This window comes from Arthrobacter sp. P1_A5 (assembly GCF_056406825.1).
Genome location: NZ_JBFTZL010000073.1, coordinates 1 through 16942, shown reverse-complemented (window position 1 = coordinate 16942; position 16942 = coordinate 1). Strand labels below are relative to the sequence as shown.

The 16942-nt window shown below is 66.6% G+C and carries 16 protein-coding genes; 6 read left to right on the top strand and 10 right to left on the bottom strand.

Features of this window, described 5'->3' with window-relative positions; genetic code table 11:
- A partial coding sequence (locus tag AC1D1S_RS11845) for a 2-isopropylmalate synthase (protein ID WP_476994514.1) occupies window positions 1-1134 on the bottom strand: 1134 nt, incomplete at its 3' end.
- Window positions 1135-1386: 252 nt separating this feature from the next.
- On the opposite strand from AC1D1S_RS11845, the gene AC1D1S_RS11840 reads away from it, so the two are divergent.
- The 4 genes from AC1D1S_RS11840 (at window position 1387) to AC1D1S_RS11825 (ending at window position 5261) form a co-directional block, all read left to right on the top strand.
- The gene (locus AC1D1S_RS11840) at window positions 1387-3339 is read left to right on the top strand and encodes a M13 family metallopeptidase (RefSeq protein WP_308197206.1); all 1953 of its coding nucleotides are present in this window, start codon (window positions 1387-1389) and stop codon (window positions 3337-3339) included.
- A gap of 89 nt (window positions 3340-3428) precedes the next feature.
- A complete protein-coding gene (locus AC1D1S_RS11835; protein ID WP_028276714.1) occupies window positions 3429-3755 on the top strand; it encodes an ArsR/SmtB family transcription factor in 327 nt (108 codons plus the stop codon).
- On the top strand, window positions 3755-4522 hold the full coding sequence (locus tag AC1D1S_RS11830; protein ID WP_476994513.1) for a cation diffusion facilitator family transporter: 768 nt from the start codon (window positions 3755-3757) through the stop codon (window positions 4520-4522). Before AC1D1S_RS11835 ends, AC1D1S_RS11830 begins: the two co-directional genes overlap by 1 nt.
- Before the next feature lie 157 nt (window positions 4523-4679).
- Window positions 4680-5261, top strand: coding sequence for a dihydrofolate reductase family protein (locus AC1D1S_RS11825; protein ID WP_476994515.1), 582 nt, complete (start codon window positions 4680-4682; stop codon window positions 5259-5261).
- A 127-nt stretch (window positions 5262-5388) separates the two neighbouring features.
- Here the strand turns inward: AC1D1S_RS11825 and AC1D1S_RS11820 are convergent, their stop codons facing one another.
- The 6 genes from AC1D1S_RS11820 to AC1D1S_RS11795 form a co-directional block, all read right to left on the bottom strand.
- The gene (locus AC1D1S_RS11820; RefSeq protein ID WP_476994512.1) at window positions 5389-6954 is read right to left on the bottom strand and encodes an LCP family protein; all 1566 of its coding nucleotides are present in this window, start codon (window positions 6952-6954) and stop codon (window positions 5389-5391) included.
- A gap of 132 nt (window positions 6955-7086) precedes the next feature.
- Window positions 7087-8046: a GTPase Era gene (gene era, locus AC1D1S_RS11815; RefSeq protein ID WP_028276711.1), complete on the bottom strand. Its 960-nt coding sequence runs from the start codon at window positions 8044-8046 to the stop codon at window positions 7087-7089.
- Entirely contained in the window at window positions 8030-9361 is a 1332-nt protein-coding gene (locus AC1D1S_RS11810) for a hemolysin family protein (RefSeq protein WP_028276710.1), read from the bottom strand. Before AC1D1S_RS11810 ends, era begins: the two co-directional genes overlap by 17 nt.
- Window positions 9358-9831 carry an rRNA maturation RNase YbeY gene (gene ybeY, locus AC1D1S_RS11805; protein WP_028276709.1) on the bottom strand — a complete coding sequence of 158 codons (474 nt, stop codon included), beginning with the start codon at window positions 9829-9831 and terminating at the stop codon, window positions 9358-9360. Before ybeY ends, AC1D1S_RS11810 begins: the two co-directional genes overlap by 4 nt.
- Window positions 9828-10916 (bottom strand): PhoH family protein, encoded by a 1089-nt coding sequence (locus tag AC1D1S_RS11800; protein WP_028276708.1) that lies wholly within the window; start codon window positions 10914-10916, stop codon window positions 9828-9830. Before AC1D1S_RS11800 ends, ybeY begins: the two co-directional genes overlap by 4 nt.
- Before the next feature lie 293 nt (window positions 10917-11209).
- Window positions 11210-11725 carry a flavin reductase family protein gene (locus AC1D1S_RS11795; RefSeq protein WP_476994511.1) on the bottom strand — a complete coding sequence of 172 codons (516 nt, stop codon included), beginning with the start codon at window positions 11723-11725 and terminating at the stop codon, window positions 11210-11212.
- Between the two features lie 189 nt (window positions 11726-11914).
- Between AC1D1S_RS11795 and AC1D1S_RS11790 the strand changes: the two genes are divergently transcribed.
- A complete protein-coding gene (locus tag AC1D1S_RS11790; protein ID WP_476994510.1) occupies window positions 11915-12565 on the top strand; it encodes a class I SAM-dependent DNA methyltransferase in 651 nt (216 codons plus the stop codon).
- Here AC1D1S_RS11790 and AC1D1S_RS11785 read toward each other — a convergent pair.
- Both AC1D1S_RS11785 and AC1D1S_RS11780 read right to left on the bottom strand, forming a co-directional pair.
- On the bottom strand, window positions 12545-13606 hold the full coding sequence (locus tag AC1D1S_RS11785) for an NAD-dependent epimerase/dehydratase family protein (protein ID WP_476994509.1): 1062 nt from the start codon (window positions 13604-13606) through the stop codon (window positions 12545-12547). The two genes, AC1D1S_RS11790 and AC1D1S_RS11785, sit on opposite strands and share 21 nt — an antisense overlap.
- A 181-nt stretch (window positions 13607-13787) precedes the next feature.
- On the bottom strand, window positions 13788-14861 hold the full coding sequence (locus tag AC1D1S_RS11780; RefSeq protein WP_476994508.1) for a DNA polymerase IV: 1074 nt from the start codon (window positions 14859-14861) through the stop codon (window positions 13788-13790).
- A gap of 626 nt (window positions 14862-15487) precedes the next feature.
- Between AC1D1S_RS11780 and AC1D1S_RS11775 the strand changes: the two genes are divergently transcribed.
- The gene (locus tag AC1D1S_RS11775; RefSeq protein ID WP_243177402.1) at window positions 15488-16369 is read left to right on the top strand and encodes a GerMN domain-containing protein; all 882 of its coding nucleotides are present in this window, start codon (window positions 15488-15490) and stop codon (window positions 16367-16369) included.
- Between the two features lie 50 nt (window positions 16370-16419).
- Here AC1D1S_RS11775 and AC1D1S_RS11770 read toward each other — a convergent pair.
- Window positions 16420-16942: RsmE family RNA methyltransferase (locus AC1D1S_RS11770; protein WP_476994507.1), on the bottom strand; the 523-nt coding region annotated here is incomplete at its 5' end.

The window sequence follows — 16942 nt, the reverse complement described above, 5'->3', positions numbered from 1 at the left end:
GTACGGGACCTGCCAGGTGTAGTCGGCCACGTCCTTGCCCGCCGCGGCAGCGTCCTTTTCGAGGGCCTCCAGGCCCTTCTTGATCGCGTCCTGGTGCGAACCGGAGAACGCCGTGAAGACGAGGTCTCCGCCGTACGGGGACCGCTCGGCCACCGGCAGCTGGTTGCAGTACTCCACCGTGCGGCGGATTTCGTCGATGTCGGAGAAGTCGATCATCGGGTCGATGCCCTGGACGAACATGTTCAGGCCCAGGGTCACCAGGTCCACGTTGCCGGTCCGCTCGCCGTTGCCGAAGAGGCAGCCCTCGATCCGGTCTGCCCCGGCCAGGTAGCCCAGCTCGGCGGCGGCGACGCCGGTGCCGCGGTCGTTGTGCGGGTGCAGGGACAGGATGATGCCTTCGCGCGGGTGCAGGTTCCGGCTCATCCACTCGATGGAGTCGGCGTAGACATTGGGGGTGGCCATTTCCACCGTGGCGGGCAGGTTGATGATGACCTGACGGTCAGCCGAGGCCTCGAAGACGTCGGCGATCGCGTTGCAGACCCGGATGGCGTACTCCAGCTCGGTGCCGGTGAAGGACTCGGGCGAGTATTCGTAGGTGATGTGCGTATCGGCGAGAGTTTCCTCGTACTTCTTGCACAGCCGCGCACCCTGCAGGGCGATGTCGAGGATGCCGTCCTCGTCCTGGTTGAAGACCACGCGGCGCTGCAGGACGGACGTGGAGTTGTAGAGGTGGACGATTGCCTGCTTCGCGCCGACCAGGGACTCGTAGGTCCGCTCGATGAGGTGTTCGCGGGCCTGGGTCAGCACCTGGATCGTGACGTCGTCCGGGATGTGGTTGCCCTCGATCAGCTGCCGGACGAAGTCGAAGTCCGTCTGCGATGCCGAGGGGAACCCGACCTCGATCTCCTTGTAGCCCATCCGGACCAGCAGGTCGAACATCTTCAGCTTGCGGGCGGGGCTCATGGGATCGATGAGGGCCTGGTTGCCGTCGCGCAGGTCCACGGCGCACCAGCGCGGGGCCTTGGTGATGACTTTGTCCGGCCAGGTGCGGTCCGGCAGTTCAACGGTGATCTGGTCCTGGAACGGGATGTAGCGGTGGACCGGCATTCCTGAGGGCTTCTGTGCGTTTCGCATTACAATCGGGGCCTTTTCTGTGATTCTTGGTGAAAGGGTGGCCGGGCAACACAAACTCCGCAGCGAGGGTGGGCCTTGCGCTAGATCGCGTCTGAGGCCTCGCCGCGGCAGCTAAGGAGGAGCAGTTCTGCGCGCACCTTTTCACAGTAACACGGGTGCGTAAGATGAAGGAGCCAGACCACCGTAACGTCCACCATGCAGACCGTGCGCCGGCAAACGCTCCGGGCCGGACTGCCTCTCAAAGGAGCATCCGTGCCACTTTCGGGGATCGATCTGTCCACCATCGACGCCAGCGTCCGCCCGCAGGATGACCTGTACCAGCATGTGAATGGCGGCTGGCTCAACACCACGGTCATCCCGGACGACCGGCCGCTGGAGGGCACCTTCACCGCCCTGCGCGACGCATCGGAGCTCGCGGTGAAAGAGATCATCGGGCAGGCCGCCGCACGCGGTGCGGAGGCTAGCGGCATCGAGCGCAAGATCGGGGACCTGTACAACAGCTTCATGGACGAAGCGGCGGTCGAGGCCAAGGGCCTGGACCCGCTCCGTGCGCGGCTGGCGCAGGTGTTCGCGACGACGTCGGTGCCCGGACTCGTGGCGCTGGCCGGACGGCTGTTCCGCGCCGATGTGTCCGGGCTCTTTTATATCTACCCCGCGCCGGATGCCGGAAACCCGGACCGTGTCCTGCTCTACACAGGCCAGGGCGGCCTGGGCTTGCCCGATGAGTCCTATTACCGGGAAGCGAAGTTCGCCCCGATGGTCCAGGCCTACCGTGCACACGTGGGGGCCATGCTGGGCCTCGCGGAGGTTGCCGACCCTGAGGGGGCGGCCGGACGCGTGGTGGCGCTTGAAACTGCGCTGGCTTCGCACCACTGGGACAACGTGACATTGCGGAATCCGCAAAAGACGTACAACTTGAAGTCCGCCGCAGAAGCGGCGGAACTGTTCCCCCTGCTGGCGGACTGGTTCGACGCGGCCGGCATCGAGCCGGAGAAGCGTGCCGAGCTGGTGGTGAGCACCCCCGACTTCTTCTCCGGCGCGGCCTCCCTGCTGGATTCCGAACCGTTGGCGACCTGGCAGGAATGGCTCGCCATGCGCGTGGTCAGCGCGGCCGCCCCGTACCTGTCTTCCGAGTTCGTGGACGCGAACTTCGCGTTCTATGGCACCATCCTGAGCGGTACGCCGCGGATCAAGGACCGTTGGAAGCGCGGCGTCGCGGTGGTCGAGGCGGCCCTCGGTGAGGCGGTCGGGCAGATCTACGTGGCCGAACATTTCCCGGAGGGGCACAAGGCGCGCATGCAGACCCTCGTGGCCAACCTGATCGAGGCGTACCGCGAGTCCATCACCGGGCTGACCTGGATGGGCGAGGCAACCAAGCTCGAGGCCCTGAAGAAACTGGACTCCTTCCGCGCCAAGATCGGCTTCCCGGATAAGTGGATCGACTACTCCGCCGTGGAGATCGACCCCGCCGATCTGCTGGGGAACGTGGAACGCGCGCACAGCGCCGACGTCGACCGCCACCTTGACGAGGTCGGCAAGCCCGTGGACCGCGAGAAGTGGCTGATGACGCCCCAGACGGTCAACGCCTACTACCATCCGCTCCTGAACGAGATCGTGTTCCCTGCGGCCATGCTGCAGCCCCCGTTCTTCACTGCCGACGCCGATGACGCCGTGAACTACGGCGGCATCGGTGCCGTGATCGGCCATGAAATCGGCCACGGCTTCGATGACCAGGGCTCGCAGTACGACGGCAGCGGCCTGCTGCGCAACTGGTGGACGGAGGATGACCGCACCGCGTTCGAGGCTCTGGCCGCCCGGCTCGTGGCGCAGTTCGATGCCCTCTCCCCCACGGCAGCCCCCGGCCACACGGTCAACGGCAAGCTGACCCTGGGCGAGAACATCGGCGACCTGGGCGGGCTCACCATCGGCTACAAGGCCTACCTGATCAGCCTCGACGGGCAGGAACCGCCGGTGCTCGATGGCCTGACCGGGGTGCAGCGCTTCTTCGCGTCCTGGGCCGCGGGGTGGCGGCAGGTCATCCGGACCGAAGAGGCCATCCGCCGGCTGGCGACGGATCCGCACTCCCCGAACGAGTTCCGCACGAACGCCATCGCCAGGAACCTCGACGCCTTCCACGCAGCATTCGGCGTCACGGACCAGGACGGCATGTGGATGGCACCGCAGGAGCGCGTCAGCATCTGGTGACCCGGGGGCCCGGTCACTGGCACCGACCCAGCCGGGAGGGCTGTGCGTACACGCTTGCGTGAATACATCGACAGCTGTACTTTCGATTTGTGGAGACTCTTACGCATGCCCCGGTGCTGGCACGGTTCGGTTATGCCGTGTCAGACCCGACACGGGCAGAAATCCTGCTTGCCCTCACGGCAGCGCCGTCCTATCCGTCTGAGCTGGCGGATTCCCTCGGCGTATCCCGGCAGAGCATGTCGAACCACCTGACGTGCCTGCGGGGATGCGGGCTGGTCGTTGCCGTGCCGGAGGGGCGAAGGACCCGCTATGAGCTCGCCGATCAGCGCCTCGGCCATGCCCTCAAGGATCTTCTGGGCGTCGTGCTGGCGGTGGACCCGGCCTGCTGCGCACCCGACGGGACGTGCACGCTGTGATGACTTCCGTCCTAATGTCGCCGAGCCCGGGCCGCCGCGCCGTCCTCAGCCGCCGGATCCGCTTGTTCGCGGCGGCCACCATCAGCTATAACCTCATCGAGGCCGTTGTGGCTTTGTGGGCCGGGGGTGCGGCCGACTCGTCGGCGCTCCTCGGCTTTGGCTTGGATTCCATCATTGAGGTCGGGTCGGCGCTGGCGCTGTCGTGGCAGTTTTCCAGCAAGGACCCTGAGCGGCGTGAATACCTCACCTTGCGGATTATCGCCGTCTCGTTCTTCGCGCTGGCAGCCTTTGTCTCCGCCGAGGCGGTCCGGTCACTTCTCGGCGCCGGCGAGGCACAGCACTCGACCCCGGGCATCRTGATTGCCGCACTGAGTTTGGTGATCATGCCGGTCCTGTCCTGGCTCCAGCGCCGGGCCGGCCGGGAGCTCGGATCACGCACGGCGGTCGCTGACTCCAAACAGACCCTGCTCTGCACGTATCTGTCGGCAGTCCTGCTCGCGGGTTTGGTGCTGAACAGCACCCTTGGCTGGTGGTGGGCCGATGCCGGCGCGGCGCTGGTCATCGCCGCGATCGCCCTCCGGGAGGGCATCAACGCCTGGCGCGGCGACATCTGCTGCACGGTCCCCCACACGGCGGCAGACAGTCTTCCGACGGCCACAGAGCCGGCCTGCTGTGACGGATGCGGTGCCGATTCAACACCTCCAAAGGCGCTCGTCCTACCTGAGGTGGGGGTGGGACAGGCCGCCGCCGATGGGCAGCATGAGTAGTCGGTAGTGCTTCCGGTTACCTAAGCCCGGCGTCAGCAGCACTCATCCGGCACAGGGTTCAAGGAGTTCATCGGCGCTGCCGGCCGATTGATTTCTTACTAGAGCGACAGCGCACGACACGCTAATGTGGGGGCACCCCAAAGCAGAGGAGAGCCCCGTGGGCAAGGTGGTCATGTACGGCTCGGTGTCGGTGGACGGCTTCGTCGCGGACGAGAATGACCAGCCCGGACCGGTGTTCGACTGGTTGTCCAACGGTGATGTCCCCTTGGACGAGAGCGGCGAGGTGAGGGTGTCGCAGACGTCCTATGACTACACCCGGCCGTACTGGGACCAAATCGGGGCGACACTCGTCGGCCGCCACGTCTTCGACCTGACGGACGGCTGGGACGGGAAACCTCCGAGCGGGATCGACCACGTGGTCGTCGTGACGCACCGGCCGCAGCCCGAGGGCTGGGACTCGGAGGCGCCGTTTCACTTCGTCGACGGTGTCGAGGCAGCCATGGCCAAGGCGCAGGAGCTTGCGGGTGACCGCATCGTCGAGGTCGCAGCTGGTGACGTCGGTGGCCAGATGCTTGCCGCGGGCCTGGTCGACGAGGTGCGCATGGACGTCGTACCTGTCGTGTTGGGGTCCGGCAAGCGCTACTTCGGGTCGGTCCACGCCCAGCACCTGTTGGAGGATCCTGACGTGGTGATTCAGGGCAACCGCGTGCTTCACGTGCGCTATCGGGTGCGCCGTTGAGGTCAACACCGTGTTCCACGACCCCGCAGGACGTGGAAGAGCCTCCAAAGGCCGCCGTCCAGCACCCATGACAAAAAGAAGGCCCCCGTTCAGTAAAATCTGAACGGGGGCCTTCCTGGTTGCCGGGTCAGCGGGTGATCAGTGCCGGGTTGGCCTGCTGGCACACGGTGTCGCCGGCTGTCTGGTTGACGATGTCCTTGGGCAGCTGCGGGGCAGCGGCGGCGGCGGTCGGCGTCCCGTTGGCGAAGTCACTGCCCAGGTAGACCTGGACGCCGGCGACTCCGGCGGCCGGGAGCACCCGGTCCGGCGCCACACCGAGCAGGGCCGCGACGTCCCCGGCCACGTCAGCGTAGTCCGCACCGTAGTAGACCGCCGTCGCGGCGACAGGCGGAGCAGTCAACTGGCCCACCTGGGTGAAACCGGCGCCCTTGATGGCCTGCATGATCTCCTGGGTCCGGGCCGGAACACCCGAGCCGTTGGCCACGGTCACGGGCTGCTGCGTCTTGTCATAGGCCGGGGTGGTGGGGCTGGGCGTCGGCGTGGCGCTGGCACTCGGGGAAGCGCTCGGCTTCGCGGTCGGATCCGTCAGGTCCACGTCGTTGCGCATGGCGGCGAACAGCTGGGATGCCGCGGGCTCGGCCAGCTGCAGCCGGTTGATGTCCGTTTCGGCCGGGACTGTCGGCGTGGCCACGAAGGCTACCTTGCCGACGTCGATGTTCTTGAGCCGGTTGCCCACGGTCAGCAGCGTCGGCACAGAGGCCAGGCCGTCGTCGATGGTCAGGTTCTTGGTGATCGCATCCGCGATGCCGAGCATCCGGGCCGGGTTGGTCAGGGTGCCGTCGTCCTTGATTTTCCGGGTCAGCGCGGACAGGAAGCCCTGCTGGGCCTTGATCCGGCCGAGGTCGCCGCCGTCGCCGAAGGCGTGCCGGGTGCGCACGAACGACAAGGCCTGCTCGCCCTGGACGGTGGAGGTGCCCTTGGGCAGGCGCAGCTTCGAGTCGGGGTCATACACGGCGTCGCTGACACACACTGACACGCCGCCCACGGCGTTGGAGAGTTCCTTGACGGCGTTGAAGTCGGCCATCATGAAGTGGTCGATCTCCAGGCCAGTGAGCTTGTTGACGGTGTCCACGGCGCAGCCGATGCCGGCCTCGGACATCGCCGAGTTGATCATGACGCCGGTCTGGGCCGGGTACTCTTTGTTGGTTTTCGGATCCTTGCACTTGGGGATGTCGACCAGCAGGTCGCGGGGGAAGCTGACGACGTTGACCCGCTTGTTGTCCGCGGAGATGTCCATCAGCATCATCACATCCGAGTGCCCATAGCCGGTCGCGTCATCGCTGGTGCCGTACTGCGAGTTCTTCCCGTCGCGCGTGTCCGAGCCGAGGATCAGGATCTGCATCCGGTCCGTCGAATCGTTCACTGCACCCTCGGTCTTGATGCTGCCGGCGCTGAGTGGGGCCTTGGTGAGGTTGCCCTGAAGCCGGATGGTCCAGTAGGCGCCAAAGGCGATCACGCCGACCAAGAGCACGGCCACCACGCCCGTGAAGACTTTCAGCCAGGCGGGGGTCCGGCGGGCGGAGCCGAGGTGGCGGGCCGGACCAACGGCGGGATCGGCCGTGTGCCGGGCAGCGGCTGTTGACCGGGCCGGCGGGGCGGATCCGTCGGCACGGTTGTCACGGGGTCGAACCACTTGTTGAGCCTTCCTAAACGAACGGGGAGTCAGCCCATTTTAGAGTCCGAATCTGAGAAAACGCCGATGGCCCTCTCTTGGGAGCGGCGGGAAGGGCCAACGGACACAATAGCGGCCTAAGAACAGCGCGTCTCAGAAGCCCAGTTTGACGAGCTGCTTCGGGTCGCGCTGCCAGTCCTTGGCGACCTTGACGTGCAGGTCAAGGTAGATCCGGGCACCGAGCAGCGCCTCGATCGCCTTGCGCGCGTTGGTGCCGACCTCGCGGAGCCGGGCACCGCCCTTGCCGATGATGATGGCCTTCTGGGAGGGCCGCTCGACGTACAGGTTGACGCGGACGTCCAGGAACGGGCGGTCCTCGGGCCGGCCTTCCCGCGGAACGATTTCATCGACGACGACGGCCAGGGAGTGCGGCAATTCGTCGCGGACGCCTTCGAGGGCTGCTTCCCGGATGAGTTCGGCGATCATCACCGCTTCCGGTTCGTCCGTCAGGTGACCGTCCGGGTACAGCGGCGGCGACGCCGGCATGTGACCGATCAGGACGTCGGCAAGGGTGTCGACCTGGAAGCCGTCCGTGGCGGAGACCGGGACGATGTCCTTCCAGCCGTCCTCGCCGAGGACCTCGCGGCCCAGGGCGGCGACGGCTAGCAGCTGCTCGGTGAGGGCCTGGCGGTCGACGGTGTCGGCCTTGGTCACGATCGCGATGATGGGCTTGTTGGGGATGGCGGCGAGCTGGGCGGCAATGAACTTGTCTCCCGGGCCGATTTTCTCGTTGGCCGGCAGGCAGAAGCCGATCGCGTCGACCTCGGCGAGGGTATCGGCGACCAGTTCGTTCAGCCGCTTCCCCAGCAGCGTGCGCGGGCGGTGCAGGCCCGGGGTGTCAACGAGGATCAACTGGGCGTCGTCCCGGTGCACGATGCCACGGATTGTGTGGCGCGTGGTCTGGGGCTTGGCCGAGGTGATCGCGACTTTTTGGCCGACCAGGGCGTTGGTGAGGGTGGACTTGCCCGCATTGGGCCGTCCGACCAGCACCGAGAAACCGGCGCGGTAGCCGCCGTAGGCTGCGTCGCCGTCGGACTTATTCTGCTTGCTCACGTGAGACTCCCTGTTGGATTGGTGCGGCCTCGTCGAGAAGGTCTTCAAGGTCAGTTTGTTCTTTTGCTACGGCGGCCGCAATGATGTGGCTGACGCGGTTCCGCCGGCCCTCCAGCCTGTCGGCGCGGAGGGACAGTCCGTGGACCTGGACGGTGCTGCCGACAATCGGCACCCGCCCGAGGGCCTTGGCGAGCAGGCCGCCCACGGTGTCTACTTCATCGTCGTCGAGCTCGAGGTCGAAGAGTTCGCCGAGGTCATCGATGCTCATGCGGGCGCTGACCCGGTAGCTTCCGTCTCCCAGGGCCACGGCCTCGGCGCTTTCGGTGTCGTATTCGTCCACGATTTCGCCGACGATCTCCTCGATGAGGTCCTCGAGCGTGACCAGCCCCGCCGTTCCGCCGTATTCGTCGATGACGATCGCGACGTGTGTGGATTCCTTCTGGAGTTCACGGAGCAGGTCGCTGACGAGCTTCGAGTCCGGCACGTAGCGGACCTCGCGGGCCACCTCGTCCACGACCGGGGGTTCCTCGTCCGGGCCGAGGTTGTGGAGCGAGGCGGCAACGTCCTTCAGGTACACAATGCCCAGGATCTGGTCCGTGTTTTCGCCGATGACCGGGATCCGCGAGTACCCGGAGCGCAGGAACAGCGACATCGCCCGGTGCAGGCTGGATCCGGAGTCGATCGTGAGGATGTCGGTCCTGGGCACCATGACGGAGCGGACCAGGGTGTCCCCGAAGTCGAAGACCGACTGGATCAGTTCGGCCTCGTTGTCCTCGATTACGTCGGACTCGGTGGCCCGGTCCACGAGTTCGCGGAATTCTTCCTCGCTGAAGAACGCCTCGCTGTCGGCCGGCGCGCCGGGAGCTACGACGCTGCCGAGCCGCACCAGCCAGCCCGGAATCGGGCCGAGCACGGCGTACAGGGACCGGACCAGCGGGGCGCTGAACCGGACCAGGGCGGCGGAGTGGACCCGGCCGAGCTGCCGCGGGGACACCCCCACGATCACGAAGCCGACCAGCGCCATGATGCCGGTGGCCGCCAGCCCGGCCAGCCAGACGTTGTCCAGCATGCTGTAAAGGAGCACGGTCACGGCGACGGCGGCGGCCATCTCGAACCAGACCCGCCAGAACCGCAGGGCGCGCATGTGCCCCACGGGCTGGGCCAGGATGCGTTTGAGCGAGGTGCCCCTGCTGTTCAGGACCGCCTGCTCGGCGTCGTGCCGGGGCAGGAAGTTGAAGGCGGACTCTGCAGCGGTCAGCACTGCGGCAAAGCTAAGGAACACCAGCGCCATGCCGGCGAGGATCAGTGGGGTCACTGAACCGTCTCGGACGGGGCCGCTTTGCCGGTGAAGGCGGTCAGGAGTTCGCGCTGCAGCCCGAACATCTCTTCCTTCTCTTCCGGCTCGGCGTGGTCATAGCCCAGCAGGTGCAGGATGCCGTGCGTGGTCAGCAGCAGCATCTCGTCCTGGGTGGAGTGGCCGGCGTTGCGGGCCTGGACCTCGGCCACCTGGGGGCAGATGGCGATGTCGCCGAGCATGCCCTGCGGCGTCGGCTTGTCCGGCGTGCCCGGGGTCAGCTCGTCCATGGGGACGGAGAGGACGTCGGTGGAGCCTGGCTCGTCCATCAGTTCGAGGTGCAGCTTTTCCATGGCCGGTTCGTCCACGAGCAGGATGGACAGCTCCGCCTGCGGGTGGATGTAAAGGCTTTCGAAGATGAAACGCGACAGCGCCACGAGCCCGGCCTCGTCGACGACGACGCCGGATTCGTTGTTGACCTCAATGCTCATGCGTGTTCTCCCCGCGTTTCCCGGGCAACGGAGTGCTTGACCCGGTTCCTTTGGACTTCGTCCCAGATGCTGTAGGCGTTGACGATATCCCCCACCAGGCGGTGCCGGACGACGTCGGAGGCGTCCAGGATCGAGAAGTTGACGTCCTCGATCCCCTGCAGGATCTCCTCGACAATCCTGAGCCCGGAGCGGGTGCCGAAGGGCAGGTCCACCTGGGTGATGTCGCCGGTGACCACCATCTTGGAGCCGAAGCCCAGACGGGTCAGGAACATCTTCATCTGTTCCGGCGTGGTGTTCTGCGCCTCGTCGAGGATGATGAAGGCATCGTTAAGCGTGCGGCCTCGCATGTAGGCCAGCGGGGCGACTTCGATGGTGCCGGCGGCCATGAGTCGGGGAATGGATTCGGGGTCCATCATGTCGTGCAGGGCGTCGTACAGGGGCCGCAGGTAGGGGTCGATCTTGTCGCTCAGGGTGCCTGGCAGGAAGCCGAGCCGCTCCCCCGCCTCGACGGCAGGACGGGTCAGGATGATGCGGCTGACTTCCTTTTGCTGCAGGGCCTGGACGGCCTTGGCCATTGCCAGGTAGGTCTTGCCGGTACCGGCCGGACCGATCCCGAAGATCACGGTGTTGGCGTCGATCGCGTCCACATAGTTCTTCTGGTTCAGCGTCTTGGGCCGGATGGTCTTCCCGCGGGTGGAGAGGATGTTGGTGGTCAGCACTTCCACGGGGTTCTGCAGCGACTGGCTGCGCAGCAGGGAGACGAGCTGCTGCAGCACGGCCGGAGTGATGACGGTGCCTCGGGCCACCAGCCCGCGAACCTCGTTGAGCAGGCGCATGATGCGCGGCACGTCGGCGGCAGGACCGCTGATCGCGAGCTCGTTCCCCCGGACATGGAAATCGACGGCGGGGAACTGGTTTTCGATGAACCTTAGGGCTTCGTCATGGCTGCCCAGCGACTGGACCATCTGCTCTGAGTCGTCGAACAAGACCACCTCCGTCCGCAGCCCTGGTAGGGAGTGGGGGAATTCCCCTGCGGTGCGTTCTCGGGCGCTGAACCGGGCCTTGCCGTTCGCTGCTTCAGTCATGGTGTTGGCCCGCGGGCCTCTGGTCCCCTCCAGTATGAATATTGTCTGTCGCCGTGATCCGTACCGACGGCGGTTCGCACCGCCCGCGGCCAGGGTCTACGGGTGCTTCCATCTTACGCCAGCGCGGCGCGGCCGACGCCGGAGGGGATCCGGCGCCGTCCGTTACGGGTAGGCGTTTCCGAAGACGACCCACCCCTCCAGCCAGTGGGCGCCTGTTGCCGGGCACGGCTGTTCCGCTTTGCGGGGTCCCGGCTCCCGCTCCGGCTTCGGTTCCCGTTCCGGTTCCGACACGGTCAGGCCGCGCTCTCGAGCGCGCCGGCGCGGGACCCGACGCCCGCGTAGCGTCCCTTGTAAAAGAGCAGGGGCTCAGCGTCGGGGCGGGCGCCCAGGGCGCGGACGGCGCCGACGACGATCGTGTGGTCGCCGCCGTCGTACTCCTGGTGGAGTTCGCAATCCACCCAGGCCAGGGCGTTATCCAGGACGGGGTTGCCCAGCGGCGAGGGAGAATGGCCGACGCCGGCGAACTTGTCCGTCCCCGAGCGCGCGAACTGCCCGGCCAGATGCTGGTGCTCTGCGGCCAGGATGTTCACGGTAAACCGTCCCGCCGCACGCAGCAGCGGCCAGATGCTCGATGTCCGTGCGGGGCTGAAAGTGACCAGTGCCGGCTCCAGGGACAGGGAGGCGAAGGACTGGCAGGTGAAACCGGCCGGCCCGTGCCGGGTTGCTGCAGTGATCACCGTCAGGCCGGTGGCGAAGTGCCCGAGAATGTGGCGGAGTGCCTTCGGGCTGAGGTCAGAATGTTCCGTCATGGCGGGTCCTTTCGAGCGCTGGTAACCCCAATCAACCACTGCAGGCTCGGGTTCCCAAGCCCGGCTGCAACGCACAGTCGCGCAACGACACAACGCGTCACGGACCCGTTGCATGACGTAAGAATTCGGCACCGGGAGTTCGCCGGCCATGGCCGTTAGGCTCGGTTGATGGCAAACCAGGAAAATTTGATGGACGTCAGATCCGCGTACGACACAGTCGCCGAGACCTATTCAGCGGTGATCCCGGATACCAGCTTTGAGGCCCCGCTGGATATGGCCATGGTGGACCACTTCATCGCCCACATGCGCGGGACGGCGGACCGGACGGTGATCGACGTCGGATGCGGTGCCGGACGAATGAGCAGTTATCTCGGCCAGGCGGGGCTGAACGTCAGCGGTGTCGACCTGTCGCCCGAAATGGTCCGGATCGCGCAACAACTGCAGCCCGGGCTGTTGTTCGAGCTGGGAGAGCTGACGGACCTGCCCCAGGCGGACGCAGCTGCGGACGGTGTCCTCGCCTGGTATTCGATCATCCACTCTCCCCCGACGGCGCTGCCGGCGATTGCTCGCGAGTTCTGGAGGGCGCTCCGCCCTGGCGGTTCGGCGCTCGTCGCCTTCCACGCCGGCAGCGGCCACCGCACGATTGACCGTGCTTACGGACACGACGTCGAGCTCCGGGCGGAACTGCACGCACCCGAAGAGGTGGCGCTCCGGTTCACCGAACAAGGCTTTGTGATGCGCGCCCAGCTGGTGCGTTCACCGAGGGCCAAGGAAAAACATCCACAGGCCGCCATCCTCGTCGACAAACCCTTCGTGTCTTCAACACTTAGTCCTTCGTAGGGGACGTTGGCGTGCTCGCAGGGCCGAACCAGCGGTGAACTGCTCTTCACGGGAGTAGTCGAGATAGTTCTTGAGGGACGGATCGCCGGTGCCCGGCTTGGCTCCGGCCGCTGCCGCCTTCACCAGCCAGTCCACCTGATGCGGGATGGTCTGAGCGTATGTCCCCACAGGTTCATAGGCGAGGTCAAGGGAGGCCTTGGTGCTCAGTACCAGCGGAGGCCGGAAATCCCACGGATGGTCACCGAGGCCCGCGGGTGCGCTGTCATCCAGAAGCACCTCTTCCCAGTGGTGGCCCAGGTAGCGGGCAATTGCTGCGGCGATCTGCCGGGCATTCGGCGCATCTGGATCGGCACTGTTGAGGATCCGTGCCGCGGGCACGGCGGCAACCCGTTCCACGAGGGCCGCCGTGTTCACCGCTGCCGTCGTGTGGTCCGCGCCCTGCCCCGCATGGGCCAGGAACACGGCCGGGCGCCGGTCGAGGACCCGTTTGACGAACATCCATTCCCGGGGCAGGGCCGCGCCCTCACCATGTACCTTGGACGCCCGGATCACCGTCACGGGATGGCCGCTGCCCAGGAGGGTGTTCTCTGCAGCCACCTTGTTGGCGCCATAGCCTTCCCGGGATTGGTAGTCCCCGGTTCCCGGCCGCATGGTCGGACTGTTCTCGAGGATCGGCGCATCAAAGCGGGGCGGTACATCGGAATTGACGTGGTTGCCTGCGGCGTCAACGTACACAGCCTTGCTCGAGAGCATGACGGCCGCGGTCACCGCGGCCAGGTGCGGCAGGAGTTGCCGGGCGTCGGCGTCGGTGTAGCACACCGCGTCCACGAGGAGATCGGCACCACCGGCCATCACCCCGGCCAGTGCGGCGTCGTCACGACGTTCGGCGGCGATAAATCGGGCACCGGCGGCAGCCAGGTCAGCCGGCATCTTGGTCCGGTCCCGGCCCGTCATGTCCACGGCCCAGCCGGCACGGATCAGCCGCCACGCAATCGCGCGGCCGAGAACGCCAGTGCCTCCAAGGATCACAGCCCGTTTCATTTGTCCGACTCTAACGGACGGGTGCTTTTGCGGGCGCACCGCCAAAGTAGGGTACTTCCTCAGTCGACGTTCAGCGTGGCACCTGCCCGGCTAAATATCGGAGCGGACCATCCGTATTTCAGGTAGTTCCTCCCACTAGGGCCGGCCCGCAGAAGGCCACGCCGGTAGGGAGGCGACGCCGTCACCAGCCGCCGCGCGTCGGCGTGTGTCCCTTTCGGGCATCGTCGGGCATTGCCATTTCGGCCCGCAGGCCCAGGAGCCGGATCGGACGGTCTGCTTCGATTCCGGCTGCGAGGTCCAACGCCTGCGCGAGGATTTCGTCCCGGTCGAATGTCTCGGGAAGCTTCCTCGCGTGGGTCTTGGTGACGAACGGCGCGTACCGGACCTTGAGGGTCAGCCCAACGACGGGCCGACCCTCGGCCACAACATCCTCCAGGACGCGCGCTGTCAACTCCCTCACGGCGTCGTCGACCTGGGCGGGTTCGGTCAGGTCGCGCTGGAACGTCGTCTCCCTGCTATGGCCGCGGGCAACCCACGGGGTGTCGTCCACGACGCTGGCGCCGTCCCCGCGTCCGAGCTCCGCGTACCAAGGTCCCATCCTGGGGCCGAACTCCGGGACCAGGTCCTGGGGGTCGGACGCGGCTAACTCGGCCACTGTGTTGATGCCGAGTTTGGCCAGCCTGCCCGACACCTTGGTTCCGACGCCCCAGAGCTCCTTGGTGGGCCGACTGCCCATGACGTCGAGCCAGTTCGCGGCAGTGAGACGGAAGACGCCGGCCGGCTTGCCGAAACCGGTGGCTACCTTGGCTCGTACCAGGGTGTCGCCGATCCCCACGCTGCAGTGCAGCTGCGTTCGCTCCAGGACAGCGGCCTGCACCTGCCGGGCGTAGGCTTCCGGATTCTCTGTCTCGGTGCCTACGAAAGCTTCATCCCACCCGAGGACCTGCACGGTGGCGCCGGGCTGCGCGCGCAGGGTAGCCATGACCGTTTCAGACGCCGCGAGGTAAGCCTCCTGATCGACGGGCAGGATCACAGCGTCGGGCACTTTCCGGGCGGCAATGCGTAAGGGCATTCCGGAACTCACGCCAAACGCCCTCGCTTCGTAGGACGCCGTCGACACCACGGCGCGTTCCGTGGGGTCGCCCCGACCGCCGACAATGATCGGCTTGCCAGCAAGCTCCGGCCGCCGGAGCACTTCGACCGCCGCGATGAACTGGTCGAGATCGACGTGCAGCACCCAAGGGATTCCGCTCACGGCACCAGTGTGCCCTAAACATCCCTTGCAGGCATCGGCTCTCCACCAAGCCTGGCCGGACTCGCCGTCGTCAACGTGCCCTCCCGTGCCCGGCGCTGCTGCGTACCGAAATGTTTGGAGACCGGGTGCGGACAACGTTGGGCGCAAAKGCCGACGATCTGGAAAGCGTCGAACTCCTGGCCCTGACGCCCTACGCAGACCTCCCCGCAACGGCGGGGAAACGACCCCGCCTCCGCGATGGGCAGGCCCATGGACTGATACGCCTGGTGCTGCGTCCCCTCGCCCGGACCACGTCAGTGCAAGGAACCACAAGCGGACGCCATTAGGTATCAACTTTGTATCGGCCTCATATCGTTCCCGTTGCAGTTCCGGCGCCAGGGCCCAAACCCGGCTGCCGCGCCGCGCCCGTGTGCCATGCTGGAATCCGGCTGTCCCGGGATCGCCGGACCGGCCTCCGGCCGGTGAGCGATCGGGCGGCCGTCAGCGGCCGGCTACGGCTACAAACGGATCATCACCGCGGAACGCGGGGCGTAAGACGAAGGGACAGCGGCATCAGGAAGCGTGGAGTTCAGCAGCCATCGGCGGGGCGCGTCCGCCGCGTCGCGCTGGCGTTGGYGCTGCCTGCCGTGCTCGTCCTGTCCGGCTGTGTGGCGACGCCGCAGAGCGGCATCACAAATTCCAGCAGCCCATCTGAGCTCATTCCCGCCCCGGCGTCGGGCGCCCCCACCACGAGCGCACCGCTCGAGACTGCCCAGACGTCGAACAAGGCTCCGGTGTATTGGATCGGCCGGGCCAATGACAACGCATTTCTCTACCGCGAGTTCCGCGACGTTCCGGATCAGGACAATCCCGTCACCCGCGCCCTGCGGGTCATGATGTCGCAGAAGCCCTTGGACCCGGATTTTTTCACGCCCTGGCAAAATCCGAAGAAGCTGGCGACGTCGATTTCCGGCAAGAACGTCATCACGGTGGATGTCTCCGCTGATGCCTTCAACAGCAACGTGGATGCGGCCATGGCCGAGCGCGCCATCCAGCAGCTCGTCTACACGGCGACAGCTGCCGCGGCCAGCGCCGGCCTCATCGATGCCGGACAGCAGGTCCAGGTGGTTGTGCTGGTGGACGGTCACACCGACTACGTCGCCTTCAACCATGTCCGCCTGGGCGAGCCGACGTCCCGCAGCGCCGGGATGGTGGCACCAGTGTGGATCATTGATCCGCAGGAGGGCACGTCCGTGGCCGACGGTTCGGTCAAGATCAGTGGCCGCAGCACCGTCCAGGGCGGGAAGCTCCGCTGGGCGATCCTCAAGGTTGACGGCGACGGCGACAACGCCAAGACCGCGTATCTTAACGGCAGCGCGACGGCCTCCGCCGATGCAGCCCGGCCCGGGCTGTTCACCTTGTCCGTGAACCTCGGCCCGGGCAATTACGAGGTCCGGGTRTCCCAGGTGGACGCATCCGACAGCGCCAAGGAAGTATTCCAGGACACCCGCGGGTTTACGGTCAAATAGCCGTCACCTCAACAAGGCATCACGTCACCTGCGGCGACGGCTGCCGCAGGTCACCAGCGGCCGAGGATGTCGCTGGCCAGCACGGTGGCGGCGGGCCCGGCCGTGGACGAACGCAGCACATGGTGCCCCAAAAGGGCCGTAACTGCGCCGGCGTCGCAAAGCCGGGTCACCTCCCGCGGGCTGATGCCGCCTTCCGGACCCACGATCAGCAGGACCTCACGGGATCCGGCAGCGTCTGCCACAACCTCGCCGGGACCAACACTTTCCAGCCAGGCCTCGAGTACCTGCCGCAGCGGGCGCACGGCGTCTTCATGCAGGATAACGGCGAGGTCTGCCGCCGCTACCGCCGTCTGCAGCCCGGCGCCGTCGACGGCGGCCCGGACCTCGGGAATCCATGCCCGGCGCGCCTGCTTGGCAGCTGCTGTCACCACCGACTGCCACTTGGCATGCGCCTTCGCGGCCCGCTCCGCCTTCCACCGCACAATGGACCGCTCGGCCTGCCAGGGAATGACGGCGTCGATGCCCAACTCGGTCGCGGTCTCGGCCGCCAGTTCATCGCGGTCGCCCTTGGCA

Coding starts and splice junctions, on each gene's coding strand:
- ybeY (WP_028276709.1), bottom strand. CDS start 9,831: ATGAGCATTGAGGTCAACAACGAATCCGGCGTCGTCGTCGACGAGGCC.
- AC1D1S_RS11795 (WP_476994511.1), bottom strand. CDS start 11,725: ATGACGGAACATTCTGACCTCAGCCCGAAGGCACTCCGCCACATTCTC.
- AC1D1S_RS11790 (WP_476994510.1), top strand. CDS start 11,915: ATGGACGTCAGATCCGCGTACGACACAGTCGCCGAGACCTATTCAGCG.
- AC1D1S_RS11800 (WP_028276708.1), bottom strand. CDS start 10,916: ATGACTGAAGCAGCGAACGGCAAGGCCCGGTTCAGCGCCCGAGAACGC.
- AC1D1S_RS11785 (WP_476994509.1), bottom strand. CDS start 13,606: ATGAAACGGGCTGTGATCCTTGGAGGCACTGGCGTTCTCGGCCGCGCG.